This window comes from Pseudomonas sp. NFACC32-1 (genome assembly GCF_900101215.1).
Lineage (GTDB): Bacteria > Pseudomonadota > Gammaproteobacteria > Pseudomonadales > Pseudomonadaceae > Aquipseudomonas.
This window is the reverse complement of record NZ_FMUL01000014.1, coordinates 20,288-33,529: the sequence shown is the minus strand read 5'-3', so window position 1 is coordinate 33,529 and position 13,242 is coordinate 20,288. Positions and strand designations below refer to the sequence as shown.

At 57.4% G+C, this 13,242-nt stretch carries 14 protein-coding genes; 11 read left to right on the top strand and 3 right to left on the bottom strand.

The features are described from left to right. Positions 1-196 precede the first annotated feature (196 nt). The 8 genes from aguB (at position 197) to BLP99_RS20060 (ending at position 6,723) form a co-directional block, all read left to right on the top strand. A complete protein-coding gene (aguB, locus tag BLP99_RS20095; protein WP_072397754.1) occupies positions 197-1,075 on the top strand; it encodes an N-carbamoylputrescine amidase in 879 nt (292 codons plus the stop codon). A gap of 3 nt (positions 1,076-1,078) precedes the next feature. Beyond that, the gene (gene aguA, locus BLP99_RS20090; RefSeq protein ID WP_092181521.1) at positions 1,079-2,185 is read left to right on the top strand and encodes an agmatine deiminase; all 1,107 of its coding nucleotides are present in this window, start codon (positions 1,079-1,081) and stop codon (positions 2,183-2,185) included. Positions 2,186-2,429: 244 nt separating this feature from the next. Then, complete coding sequence (locus BLP99_RS20085; RefSeq protein WP_072397756.1) at positions 2,430-2,630, top strand: hypothetical protein; 201 nt, start codon at positions 2,430-2,432, stop codon at positions 2,628-2,630. A 369-nt stretch (positions 2,631-2,999) separates the two neighbouring features. Continuing rightward, positions 3,000-4,286, top strand: a complete 1,287-nt coding sequence (locus BLP99_RS20080; protein WP_072397757.1) for an OprD family porin — start codon at positions 3,000-3,002, stop codon at positions 4,284-4,286. 233 nt (positions 4,287-4,519) lie between these two features. Then, complete coding sequence (locus tag BLP99_RS20075) at positions 4,520-5,266, top strand: 2OG-Fe dioxygenase family protein (protein WP_072397758.1); 747 nt, start codon at positions 4,520-4,522, stop codon at positions 5,264-5,266. A gap of 13 nt (positions 5,267-5,279) precedes the next feature. Further along, the gene (locus tag BLP99_RS20070; RefSeq protein ID WP_172834649.1) at positions 5,280-5,717 is read left to right on the top strand and encodes a GNAT family N-acetyltransferase; all 438 of its coding nucleotides are present in this window, start codon (positions 5,280-5,282) and stop codon (positions 5,715-5,717) included. Further along, entirely contained in the window at positions 5,714-6,427 is a 714-nt protein-coding gene (locus BLP99_RS20065) for an AzlC family ABC transporter permease (protein ID WP_072397759.1), read from the top strand. The genes BLP99_RS20070 and BLP99_RS20065 overlap by 4 nt, the downstream gene beginning before the upstream one ends. Then, positions 6,406-6,723 carry an AzlD domain-containing protein gene (locus BLP99_RS20060; RefSeq protein WP_076405736.1) on the top strand — a complete coding sequence of 106 codons (318 nt, stop codon included), beginning with the start codon at positions 6,406-6,408 and terminating at the stop codon, positions 6,721-6,723. Before BLP99_RS20065 ends, BLP99_RS20060 begins: the two co-directional genes overlap by 22 nt. Here the strand turns inward: BLP99_RS20060 and BLP99_RS20055 are convergent. Next, positions 6,640-7,566 (bottom strand): LysR family transcriptional regulator, encoded by a 927-nt coding sequence (locus BLP99_RS20055; RefSeq protein WP_092181518.1) that lies wholly within the window; start codon positions 7,564-7,566, stop codon positions 6,640-6,642. The genes BLP99_RS20060 and BLP99_RS20055 overlap by 84 nt on opposite strands. Before the next feature lie 421 nt (positions 7,567-7,987). Between BLP99_RS20055 and BLP99_RS20050 the strand changes: the two genes are divergently transcribed. Together BLP99_RS20050 and BLP99_RS20045 are read left to right on the top strand one after the other, a co-directional pair. Beyond that, positions 7,988-8,398: an MbcA/ParS/Xre antitoxin family protein gene (locus tag BLP99_RS20050; RefSeq protein ID WP_072397762.1), complete on the top strand. Its 411-nt coding sequence runs from the start codon at positions 7,988-7,990 to the stop codon at positions 8,396-8,398. Then, the gene (locus BLP99_RS20045) at positions 8,398-9,075 is read left to right on the top strand and encodes an RES family NAD+ phosphorylase (protein WP_072397763.1); all 678 of its coding nucleotides are present in this window, start codon (positions 8,398-8,400) and stop codon (positions 9,073-9,075) included. Before BLP99_RS20050 ends, BLP99_RS20045 begins: the two co-directional genes overlap by 1 nt. Before the next feature lie 50 nt (positions 9,076-9,125). Here BLP99_RS20045 and BLP99_RS20040 read toward each other — a convergent pair whose 3' ends face one another. After that, positions 9,126-10,733 (bottom strand): methyl-accepting chemotaxis protein, encoded by a 1,608-nt coding sequence (locus tag BLP99_RS20040; protein ID WP_076405734.1) that lies wholly within the window; start codon positions 10,731-10,733, stop codon positions 9,126-9,128. Between the two features lie 323 nt (positions 10,734-11,056). On the opposite strand from BLP99_RS20040, the gene BLP99_RS20035 reads away from it, so the two are divergent. Further along, complete coding sequence (locus BLP99_RS20035) at positions 11,057-12,016, top strand: alpha/beta fold hydrolase (RefSeq protein ID WP_083714535.1); 960 nt, start codon at positions 11,057-11,059, stop codon at positions 12,014-12,016. Positions 12,017-12,614: 598 nt separating this feature from the next. Here the strand turns inward: BLP99_RS20035 and BLP99_RS20030 are convergent. Beyond that, positions 12,615-13,238 (bottom strand): HNH endonuclease, encoded by a 624-nt coding sequence (locus BLP99_RS20030; RefSeq protein WP_092181515.1) that lies wholly within the window; start codon positions 13,236-13,238, stop codon positions 12,615-12,617. Positions 13,239-13,242: the final 4 nt, after the last annotated feature.

The window sequence follows — 13,242 nt, the reverse complement described above, 5'->3', positions numbered from 1 at the left end:
CTAAAACTTTTATATCGATATTTGTCGGCTTAAATAAGCGGTTTGAGGTTCTTGTTAAAAAAATTTGCTTCTAAAGCCGATTTTTATCGGCTATAACGTCTCCCGGTGACGCGGTGCCTCTGTTCGCACCTGGGGTTCACTTTCCGTCATCGATCGAAGCCAGCCCCGGCCTTGCCCATCATCCAGGAGATGATTCATGAGTCGTATCGTTACCGTTGCCGCCACTCAGATGGCCTGTTCCTGGGACCTCGAAGCCAATATCGAGACCGCCGAGAGGTTGGTTCGCGAAGCTGCGGCCAAAGGTGCGCAGATCATCCTGATCCAGGAGTTGTTCGAGACGCCGTACTTCTGCCAGAAGCCGAACCCGGACTACCTGCAACTGGCGACTACGGTAGAAGAGAACGTCGCCATCCGGCATTTCCAGAAGGTGGCGAAGGAGCTGCAGGTGGTATTGCCCATCAGCTTCTTCGAGCGGGCCGGGCGCGCACGCTTCAACAGCATCGCGATCATCGATGCCGACGGCCGGAACCTGGGGGTGTACCGCAAGAGCCACATTCCAGACGGCCCCGGCTACCATGAGAAATATTATTTCAACCCGGGCGATACCGGCTTCAAGGTGTGGAATACCCGCTACGCCAGAATCGGCGTGGGGATCTGCTGGGATCAATGGTTCCCGGAATGCGCCCGCAGCATGGCGCTGCAAGGCGCGCAGATACTGTTCTACCCTACCGCCATCGGTAGCGAGCCCCACGACAAGACCATTTCGTCCCGCGATCACTGGCAGCGTGTGCAACAAGGCCATGCCGGCGCAAACGTGATGCCGCTGGTGGCCAGCAACCGGATAGGCAATGAAGAACAGGACGGCTACGACATCACGTTCTATGGTTCGTCTTTCATCGCCAACCCGTTCGGCGAAAAGGTCCAGGAACTGAACGAAACCGAAGAGGGCGTGCTGGTGCACAGCTTCGACCTCGACGAACTGGAACATATACGCAGTGCCTGGGGCACATTCCGGGATCGGCGCCCGAACCTGTACGGCGCGATCAAAACCCTCGACGGCTCACTGGAGTCCTGATTCATGACAACCTTGCACAGCACGCCTCGCGCGGATGGTTTCCATATGCCTGCCGAGTGGGCAACCCAGACCCAGGTCTGGATGATCTGGCCCGAGCGTCCAGACAACTGGCGCCTGGGTGGCAAACCCGCGCAGGCGGCTCATGTCGCCGTGGCCAAGGCCATCGCCCGTTTCGAGCCAGTGACCGTGGCGGTCTCCGCGGCCCAGTACGAAAACGCCCGGGCGCGCCTCGATGTACCGAATATCCGTGTGGTGGAAATGTCCAGCGACGACGCCTGGGTCCGGGATACCGGCCCGACGTTCGTCATCAATGACAGTGGCGAAGTGCGCGGCATCGATTGGGATTTCAACGCCTGGGGCGGTTTCGACGGTGGGCTGTATTCGCCGTGGAACCGTGACTCGCAGGTCGCCGGCAAGATCCTGGAGATCGAGCGCAGTCCGCGTTACCGCACCGAAGGGTTCGTGCTGGAGGGCGGCTCGATCCACGTCGATGGCGAAGGCACCCTGATCACCACCGAGGAATGCCTGCTCAACCGCAATCGCAACCCGCACCTGGGCCGCGAGGAAATCGAGGCGGTGCTCAGGGAGCAACTGGCGGTGGACAAGATCATCTGGCTGCCGGACGGCCTGTTCAATGACGAGACCGACGGCCATGTGGATAACTTCTGCTGCTACGTTCGCCCGGGAGAAGTCTTGCTCGCCTGGACCGACGACGAGCAGGATCCCAACTACAGCCGTTGCCATGCTGCGATGAACGTCCTGCAAAACAGCACCGACGCCAAGGGGCGCCCGTTCATAGTGCACAAGATGCCGATTCCGGGACCTCTCTATGCCACCGAAGAGGAATGCGCCGGCGTGGATGCGGTGGAAGGCTCCCAGGAGCGCAATCCGACCGTGCGGCTGGCCGGTTCCTACGTGAACTTCCTGATCGTCAACGGCGGCATTATCGTCCCGAGCTTCGACGACCCGCTGGATGCCACGGCGAAGGACATCCTGCAAAACCTGTTTGCGCAGCACGAAGTGGTCATGGTACCTGGGCGTGAATTGTTACTGGGGGGTGGGAATATCCATTGCCTTACCCAGCAGCAGCCCGCTCCGCGCACAAAATGAGTGGCGATGTAACAGCTTGGTGATAGTTATCCCACGGCTCTGCGCCGGGGTTTTTGGATCCATTTTCAGCAAGCCCGCGCCCTGATTGGGGCGCGGGCTTTTTTATGCCCTTCGTGCCAGCGGCATCGATACATTGGCATAGCTCTTGTATCTGCATATCGGCAGTTCTGGGGAGCGGAACTGAGTTGTTTTGTCATAAACCTTGGATAAATTAGCCGCTCATCAACCAGGAGAGGGCGCTGGAATGAATATGATAAGCGAGCGCGCATGCCATCCCTTGGCCGTTAATGGTGAGTCGCTTCAAGCCTTGGCGCAGTGGTTGAAGTCCAATGGAACGCGTCAGATCAGAGAGCCTGATCCGCGTCGGATGATCACGGAGCGCTACCCCGCTGGACTGTTCAGCGAGGCGGAGCTGGAGGCGTTGTGGGACGTGATGCAAGGATAGAAATTCGACGGATTGAATAAAAAGCGCTGGCCGGCATGGCAGCGCTTTTTTTATGGGCTGTATATACGCCCGCTGGGCGCAAACATTCTTGCGGCCCTTGGGGCATATTCCGTTTTTGAAAGTTATTAGTCGTTTTTCGCCTGATTACAGACGATTCACGAAATTGACACATTGTTAGCGGCGCGAATAGGATTCGCCTACGCCTGTGGCCAACAGCCATGACTCTTAAATAATAAAAAGGCCCGACACGATCGCTCGTGGGCGGGCCTTTTCATTATTTCCAGGAGCAAGAGTCCGAGAAAAGAGCGCAAAAAGCGCCGTTTCGGTTGCCGGTCGCAGTGCGTATCAACCCGTATAAGGAAAATAATCATGTTGAACAAGCGCATCAGTCTGATCGCACTGGGGATTTTGAGCACGACACACGCCATGGCCAACGACCAGGCACAATCGAAGGGGTTCGTTGAGGACAGCAGCCTGAAGGTGCTGTTGCGCAATGCCTACATGAACCGCGACTACAAGGACGGCAACGAGGACAAGGCCGAGTGGGGCCAGGCCGCTATCGGTACGTTCTCGTCCGGTTTCACCCAGGGCACCATCGGTGTGGGAGTGGATGCCTTTGGCCTGTACGCGCTGCGTCTGGACGGTGGCAAGGGCCGTAGCGGCGCGCAAGGCATCGACTTCTTCAAGCAGGGCGACAGTGGCAACGCCGCGGATGACCTGTCCAAGTTCGGTGCGGCAGTCAAATTCCGCGTTTCCAACACGGTGCTGGCCTACGGTGACCAGATGCCGGCTCTGCCGGTGCTGAGCTACGACAATTCGCGCCTGCTGCCGGAAAGCTACACCGGCACCCTGATCACCTCCAAGGAGATCAAGGGCCTGGAGCTGAATGCGGGGCGCTTCACCGCCGAGTCGCGCAAGAGCGCCGAAGGCCGTGACAGCGGTGGCCTGAAGTCGATCAACGTATTGGGCGGCAGCTATCAGTTCACCGAGCAGTTCAAGGCGTCCCTGTATGCCTCGGATGTCGAGGACGTGCTGAAGAAACAATACGTCAATGCCAACTACGTGTTCCCGCTGGCCAAGGATCAATCCCTGACCCTGGATTTCAACGGCTATCGCACCAAGCTGGATAACAGTTACGTTCGCGAGAACAACGTCACCGGCGACGACAACAAGATCTGGAGCCTGGCCGCGACGTTCGCCACCGGACCGCACAGCTTCACCCTCGCCCATCAGCGCAGCACCGGCGACAGCAACCTGGGCTATGCCTATGGCGGATACCAGCGGGGACAGAATCGGGTGGGCGATGGCGGTAACACGATCTACCTGGCCAACTCCTACTGGTCGGACTTCAACGCCGAGGACGAGCGCAGCTGGCAGTTGGGCTACGGCCTGGATTTCACCACCTTCGGCATCCCCGGGCTGACCTACAACGTGGCATATGTGCGCGGCGACAACATCACCACGTCCACCAGCGAAGGCGGGACCGAGCGGGAAATCTTCAACCAGTTCAAGTACGTGGTCCAGAGCGGTGCGGCCAAGGACCTGAGCGTAAGATTGCGCAGCTCGGTGCTGCGTGTCTCGCAGAAGTCCAGCGAGTACAACGTCAGCGGTAACGAGCTGCGGGTCTTCGTGGATTACCCGATCAACGTCTTCTGATAGCAGATCGCGTCAGTCAGTTTGAACAGACCCCCGAATCCAATTCGGGGGTTTTTTATCTTTTGGCGCCAGAAATACCACTGAAAACGACCTTTTTCCCGATAAAAAGTCGTGCCGACGGACCTTCCCCCATCGTTTCAAGCAAGGCTTGAAATGCCTCAAATTCTTTCTCATGGACGTAAATCCTGCACCTACTAGATTAGGCCGCTCAATGCAGTGGAGACCTGATAAAAATGATCGTTCTGAACAGGGAAGTGGGCGAAGCGCTTCGACGTGACAAATACGTTAACGTCCGCGGTGGAGACTTCAATCTCTACGGTCATTTCGGCGACTTTGTCCGGCTGACCAAAAGCTGGGAAAACATGGAGCCCGACAGTTATTACGGCCAGGCCGAGTCAGGCATGCGTTTTCGTCGTTACAGCGACTTCGAATACAACCCGAAGACCCGTGAGCTCAAGCAGCTCGAACACCGGGCCTACATCCAGTCCAAGGCCAACAACAGCTATGTCGGAGGACTGGAGCGGCACTTCCAGGATTTTTCCAACGAAGTGATCAACTCGCCCGTGATGCGCAGCCTGATCGATACGGACTTCGAAGTTTATAAAAACGTCCTTCCACAAGAGCTGCATGATGAAATCTGGCAGTGCCAGATCCATCAGATCCGCATCGAGATCAAGCCTGGCAAGCAGCTGGAAATCACTCCCGAAGGGATTCACTGCGACGGCTACCCGTTCAGCGGCGTGCACTTCTGGGGCCGCCATAACGTGGCAGGCGCGGAAAGCCGGCTGTACAGCCCCCAGGAAGAGCAACTGGCGGCGACCACCTACGAGGACATCCTCGACACTACCTTCTTCCTCGACCGCGACATGCGTCACTACGTGACCCCGGCCCGAAACGTCCATAGCCATGAAATGGCGTTCAGGCAGATCCTGGCGATTTCCTTCTCGCGGCCCGGGACCGCTTTTGACATTGTTCGCTGAACAGCTCGAACCCATGGAAGATCCGGTGCAACAGGTCATGTTGCGCCGGGCCATGGTCAGGGATGCGGAAAGAATGGAGCAGTTCTTTCGCGGCTTCGACGAAGTATCGTTCTGCGAATGGCAGGATGCTCGATTCCTGCGTGGGGTCATTCTCCAGGAGACCACCACGGCCTACCTGGCCATCGATGCCAGCGGTGAAGTGGTCGGCGCGGTGATTGGCGGCAGGCTCGGTACCCGTGGCACCATCAATCACCTGGCGGTCAGCCCGGGCTATCGTACCCGGGGCCTGGGCCAGCGCCTGGTGGAAGCGGCATCGGCCGACATGAAACGGGTGGGCGTGTTGCGCATGTTCCTGTTCGTCGACGATGCTAACCTGGCCGGCAAGCGTTTCTGGGCGGCCCAGGGGTTCTACGAACCCCGGGGTGAAATCACTTTCGAGAGGGATTTATGAGCAAGACTTCCAGCCAGCCGCTGGCGGTCGAACCACAAGCCTCGCGCACCTTCGCTGAAGCCAGTCCGGTGGTGGCGGGTTATTTTACGGTTTCGTTTGTGTTCGGTCTGATGGCGGTCAACGCCGGGTTGCCTTTGTGGCTGCCGGTCGCGATGTGCCTGTTCGTCTATGCAGGCGCCTCACAGTTCGCCGCGCTGGCGTTGATTTCCAGCGGGGCGTCGCTGACCACCATCGTGCTCACCACGTTCCTGATCAATGCGCGACACATGCTGATGTCGGTCTACATGGCCAAGGCCCTGCGCGCGCTGGGGCTCAGTCGTTTCGAACGCTGGTGCTACGCCGCCGGGCTCACGGACGAATCGTTTGCCTTCCACAGCGTCAAGCTCGGCAGCGGGGCGCCGGTCAGCGTGCGCTACCTCATCGGTTTCAACCTGTTCTGCCATACCTCATGGGTGCTTGGTGGCTTGTTGGGCGCCGTTTGCGCGCAATACGCCGCCCACCTGATCAAGTACCAGCTCGATTACGCACTGACGGCGATGATGCTCTACGTGCTGGTTTCGTTGTGCGACACCCGCAACAAACTGATCGCGGCCCTGGCGGCCGTTGTCTGCATGGGCGTGCTGAGCCTGCTGGGCAGTTCGCCGTTCAACGTCTTCATCGCCACGTTCGTTGGCTGCGGGGTAGGCGTATGCCTGACCAAACGTTCCTGATCCTGGTGGTGGTCCTGATGATGGCCGTGACCTTCCTGCCCCGCGCCTTGCCGTTGCAGGTCAATACGGAGCACTGGCCGCCCTTCGTCGCCCGTGCCCTCGAATACCTGCCGGTGGCGATCGTCGCTGCCATCAGCCTCACCCCGCTGTTGATCAAGGATCAGCAGATACAACTGGATCGCCCGGAGTTCTATGCCGCGATTCCGACGCTGCTATGTGCGTATTTCAGCCGTAACCTGTTTCTCAGTGTGGCGGTGGGCACGGCGGCGTATATCGCGCTCGGCTCGTTCCTGTAGCTTCAGGTCCACCACGTCGTGCAGCGCCTGGTCGGACAGCTCCGGGTTGTTCACCGCCAGGCGGACTTCGAGAAAGTCTTCGAAATCCGGAAAGATCGCCAGGCCGTTGTGCAGCGCCGCTTCCCTGGAGACCAGTCCCAGCCCATCGAGCTGTGTGATCAACGACAAGGTCAGCGTTTCACTGCAGGAATACACCATGCGCTGGCTCGAACCGTATTCGCCCAGGCCGGCATCGAGGAAACGAAGGAAGCTGTGGGAGTACGGGCACTCCTGTGCCGGACGCACCTGGAACCTGTCGCCCAGCAACCCCAGCGGATCGTCCTCGTCACCGCAATGAGCGCCCACCACCCGGACCTGCACATCCGGCATCGCGATACTGGAAAAGCCGCTCTGCTGCGGCCCGATCAGGATCGCCAGGTCAAACTCCTCGTTCTTGAGCTTGCTCAGGTTCTCCATGGATTCGGCGTAGCTGAACTCCAGTTGATATTGAGGAAAGACGGCGATCAGCCTATCGATCAATCGTCGGTTGAATTCCGCCGGAAGGGTGGTGTTGAGCGCCACTTTCAGTGTGCGTTGTCGAGGCTTCTTGAGAGCCGCGACCTTTTCTTCCAACTGTCGCGTAGCCACCAGTACCTGATTCATGAAGGGGGTCAGTTCCGAGCCTTGGCTCGTCAACGTCAGCCCCTTGTTCGAACGCCGGAACAATCGGAAACCGAATTGCTCCTCTACCTTGTTCAGTTGCGCCGCCAATGCCTGCACCGTGAGGCACGAATGCTCCGCTGCCGCCGACAGGGAGCCGGTCTGCACGATGCGCATGAGGTTGCGTAAGGTTCTGCTATCCATGAGGTAATGCCCTCTGCTTAAGTGGGCTCGCTATTGTTGTGTACCTGGCCCGGGTCAGGCAGTACATGCGGCTATCATCATGCACCTTGCCGTGGTTGTCGCGATTTTGTCGCGAAAAGCTCGGCAGGCGATGGTTGGAGCTTATGCGGATTTCAATTTTTTTGCCGGTTTGGCGTTTATTGAATGATTCAGTTCGCCTCGTGAGGGCTTTGCCTGCGGCCCCGGCAGAAATTTCCCAGGAAAGAAAAAGCCGTGGCTGATATCCGAACGCCGGTGTAATGGATGAAATTGATGCTCACCAAGTTGCCTTGAGAAACAATCACGCTCGGCCGTGTTTATTCGTTTGCGAATTAAAACTTAATTTATATCCGTATGTGTACTATTCTCTAGGCATTACCGGTAACAACGGAGTCCTGATTCCATGGCCACGTCTTCCATCACCCTCAACGCACAACAACAGCTGGATTCCCCGGATGCGGGTCGAGTCGCGTTGAAGTTCTTCTTCAACCTCATGGAGCTGTGGGGCTGTAGCGTCGAGCAACAGCGGACGTTGCTGGGCAAGGTAGGAAACACCACCTTCTATAAATACAAGCAACTGCCGGCCAACATACGCTTGCCGCGTGACACTCTGGAGCGCATCTCCTATCTCATGGGTATTCACAAGGCATTGAGCATCATCTTCAGCAACAGCCGGGACCGTGCCTATCAATGGGTCAGCACGCCCAACACCGCGGCGCCATTCAATGGTCAATCGGCGCTGTCCTATATGCTGGCCGGACGGGTGGTGGACATTGCCGACGTGCGGCGATATCTGGATGGAGTGCGCGGCTGATGACCCCCCCACTGGCGGACCCGCAATGGACGCGCGCCTACCGGATCGTCAACAGCTGCTTCCCACCCATCACGCTGTTCGAAGATGTGCTCGATCCGGAGGACCTGCCAACCGCCTATGCCCTGGAGGCGTTGACCAATGACCGGCTGATGGAGGAGGCGGGGGTATTGTCACGCGTGCGTCCCGAAGACCGTGTGTCGGGGCCGGGTTCCTCGCCGGTGATGGCGGCGTTTACCCATATCGGCAAGAGCAGCCGCTTCAGCGACGGCACCTTCGGCGTCTACTACGCCGCCAGCAGCCAGGAGGCCGCCATCGCCGAGACCTGTTATCACCAGGCGCGATTCCTGGGGGCGACCAACGAACCGGACCTGGAATTGACCATGCGGACCTACGTCAACCAGGTGGTGAAGCCGCTGCACGACATCCGCCACGATTACCCGCACCTGCACAACCCGGACCCCGATGCCTACGGCCCGTCCCAGGTATTCGCCCGGCAACTGCGCGAGAGCCTGTCCTGGGGCCTGCTCTACAACAGCGTTCGTCTGGCCGGCCACGAATGTGTCGCCGCGTTTCGACCGCCTGCGGTTTCCATTCCAGTGCAGGGTAAACACATCCGGTACGTCTGGAGTGCCCAGAAGCGCGAGATTTCGTTTGTGTTCGAGGTGAGCCAGGTGTGAGCGGTTTTTGGCCCAGGGCATCCTGGGCCAAGGCGAGGCCGGGCCAGCCTTCAGATCTTGAACTGCTGCACCGATGCCTGCATCGAGCCGGCCGCATCGTTGAGCTGATCCGCCGTTTGCGTCAGGTTGTGAATCGACCGCGTATTTTCCCGTGACTGCTCGGCAATCGACTCTACCCGCTGGGCCATCTCATCGCTGGCCTTCGATTGCTCGGCGATGGTCAGGGATATCTCCTCCACCACTTCGGCGGCATGCCGGGCACCCGAGCGGATTTCGCTGATAGAGACCCCGGCCTGTTGGGCCAGGTTCACGCCTTCATCGACACTGCTGACGCAAGCCTGCATGTTCGCGACCGCATCCCGGGCGTTGGCCTGGATGCGTTCGATCATCGCGGTGATTTCCTGGGTGGATTGGGTTGTACGAGCCGCCAGGTTACGCACTTCATCGGCCACTACCGCGAAGCCGCGGCCTGCCTCACCCGCGCGAGCGGCCTCGATGGCGGCATTCAAGGCCAGCAGGTTGGTTTGCTCGGCGATGCCCTTGATCACCTGGATGATGGAATGAATGTCTTCGGACGAAGCGTCCAGGGCCGTGATCTTGACGGAGGACTGGTTCACCACCTCGGCGATGCGGCTCATGCCTTCCACCACCCCGAGAATCACCTGTCCGCCGCTGCTCGCCAGTTGTTCGGACTGTGCCGAAATTGTCCGGGCATTGTCGGCATGTTCATGGATCTGGCTGATATTCGCCATCATCTGCTCCATGCTCGCCGCCATGCTGGTGGCACTCTGGGCCTGGTGGTCGGCGCTGGAAACAATTTGTCGTGCGGTATCGCCCAGGGTCCGGGAGGTATCGTGCAGTTCATCGCTCTGGTTGCGGATCGTGGCGATCATCTGGCGCAGGTTGGCCTGCATCTGTTCGATCACACTTTGCAATTGGCCCAGCTCGTCCTTGCCATGCGCGCCCATCGACCGCTGCAGATCCCCTTGGGAAATCGCCTGGGTGTTGAGAATGATCTTGTTCAACGGCGTGAGCACCGCCTTGAGCAGGCTCCAGGACAGCAGTGCCAGCGCCACGCAGGTAGCCAGCAGCGTCACGATCAACCAGCGTTCCGAGGCATGGATGCTTCGATCCTGATGCTGGCGGGACGAGTGGGCCTGGTTTTCGATCAGTTCACTCACGACCTCGTTGCGCTCTTCGAGCGCCGAAAACGCTTGATCGAACTCCGCCCGTAACGCACGACCATCCTGGGCGCCACTCAAGGCTTTGCCGATGACCTGCCTGGCCTTGTCGATATAGGTTTCCACCTGGGGTTTCAGCTCGACGATCGCTTGCGCCACATCCTCTGGCAGCTGCGCTTCGGCGTTCTCGGCAATGACCTTGCGCATCCGCGCCGTGTGCTCATCGAACGCCTCGGTGACTTCCTTGGCCGCCCCAGCATCGCCCGGCGCCACCAGCAACGCAGCCAGCACATCGGCACGAATGGCGTCGTGCATCATGTCCGCCTCCATGTGCTTGCGCATGGCCGAGATACTGGTCTCGTTCTGCACCAGGGCTTCGGTCATGGAGTGATATCCCCACAACCCGATGCCACCGAGCAGCAGTGCAAAAATCAGACTGACCAACCCCGAGCCGATGATCTTGGTGCGGATTTTCATCGCCGACTGCTCCTGAGGCGAGGATTTTGGGCAAGTGTAGTTGAGCGTCGGCGGAGCCTTGGGAAAGTGATGCTCTTATTCGGGGTATCGGCGGCAATAACGATTGGCTGAAGACTGCATGACACTTCTGGCTGAAAAAGGGCTTGCACCTGAATCGGAGCGTGGCGCGGTAATGGCGGGGCAGATCGGGTTCGCCGTTGGTCGGCACTGTCATTCCTGACAGTAGTCTGCTGGTTGAGTTGAATTGAAACTGGTCGCCGAAGAGAGCTTCTGAATACGGCGAGTCATTGCGTATGGCTCTGGCTTATCAAGGTGGTCTGTGTATGAAGAAGCTGATTTCGTCAGTGCTTTGCTTGTTCGATTCGATGGCTTCCAACCAGGCGAGCGCTGCCTTGGCAAAGCGCGGCGTTGTCGTGAATGGCGATAAATTCAGAAGCGAATACGCGAACGTGAACGGCATCCGCATGCACTATCTGGTAAGCGGAAACGGCGAGAAGCCGGTCTTGCTGGTCCACGGTTTTCCGGGAAGCTGGCGTAATTGGGAAGCATTGATGGGGAGACTGCTACGCGCCGGCTACACCCCGATCGTTCCGGATTATCGGGGTGCCGGAGAAACGGAGATCTCAGCAAGCGGCTATGACAAAAAGAACATGGCCCTGGATCTTCATGAGCTGATCAAGACGCTGGGTATCAAGCAGGTGGATATCGTCGGTCATGACATGGGGTTGATTATCGCCTATGCCTATGGCGCTCTTTATCCCGAGGAAACCACGCATATCGTGCTGATGGACGGGTTCATACCCGGCATTCCCGGATGGGAGATTCCCTATAACGGTAACCCTGCCACAGGCACTACGAGCAAGTGGCACTTCCGCTTCTTTGGCGCCACAGCCATAAAGATGATCGAAGGTAAGGAAAGAAATTACCTGGACATGTTCTTCGATGAGTTCGTATACAACGACAATCCCCGGGTGCCCGACGAGGTGCGGGACGCCTTGGTAAAGGATTATTCCCGACCCGGACGCATGGAGGCGGCATTCAAGCTTTATTCTGCCTGGGTAGAGCATGACGCCAATGACAATCAGGCGTTTGCCGAGCACAAGCTGAACATACCGGTGCTTACCATCGGTGGGGATCATTCCAGAGGCAAGACGTTATTCACGCAGGTGCAGCACATTACCTCGCAGCCGCAATCCTTGATCCTGGAAAACACCGGGCATTGGGTCCTTGAAGAGAAAATGCAGTTCACCAGCCAGGCTATCCTGGATTTTCTGCGCAACTGATCACGGAGAGCCTCGCAAGCCGACGGTGCAAACGGTGTCGCCGTCCTTGAATTCACGTCCTCGCATCAAAACGTCTCGCCCACTGCTGTTCACGGGCATGACCCATCAACGAATCAATGAAGGCGCGGGTCTTGGCGGATTCTACGCTGAGGGCCGGCTTGTCGAAGGGCCTCATGTAGTTTTCTCCAGGCCAGAAAAACAGCACGATTCGAGCTTGCTGACAGGCTCAACCTAGGCCTGGCGGGTGTGTTGGGGGGCATTACGGGTAGGAGTGAGAGACCGTCAACGTTGCGCTGATATTGAATTGTAACGGGCAGGCATGCGGATAACGTTTGGCTGTCGATGGAGGTAAGGCCTTTTTGGTCTGATCGCGGCAAGTCGGCTTTAGGGAATTACCAAAACCCGGAAACAACAAAGCCCTCGCATGTCTGCGAGGGCTTTGTTTTGTATGGTCGCACCAGGAGTCGAATGTTTCTTTAACTGCCTGTATTAAAGAGTTATTTTTAGGGGAGGAAAATCCAGCTACCCCTAAAAATATCCTTTTCGAAATATCTACTTATTCACTGTTATATAGTTTGATAGCGTTAGGTGTCGCTTTTCAAAGCTGTGAATAGCTAAGCAGGAGAGCATCTATCTGTTTACGTCTCTCTAATGACTGCTCTTTAGTTAGCCGACCTTCGACCTCTGCTGTGGTCAGAGATTGAGTGAGGCGTAGAATGCCCTCTAATGTGCGTGTTTTCCTATGCTCTATGAGTCGCTTTCTTCTGATGTTAACCCTACTGCTTCGGTTTAAGTGCATTTTTTTAATCATGTACTCCACCGGACCAGCTAATGCGGTGATGTGGCCTGTGTCTTCCACCTTTAAGAATTCATCAATATGGCGCTCAAATCGATCAATGTAGCCAATTTTTCCTATAAAGGTCAGAGCGCCATCTTCTTTGGAGCAAGGCCAATCAGAAGTCTTTAGGCCATTGCACTTAGGGCATGAAAGGTGTAGGTTGTACGGGTGCGTAGATAATTTTTCAAAGTGTTCTTGAGGGCGGAAATGATCTAGATGCATTTCGTCGCCGCCGTGCTCGGTTACTGATATGTCACAGTAAACACATCGCTGTTGGCAGTCCTCAGAAATCTTTTCATAATTTGATCTGTAATCGGCATAAAATTTGTTGCGATTACTGTAGTAATATTCGATTTTGCGGCGGGAAAGTCTGGGATAAAACATAGCG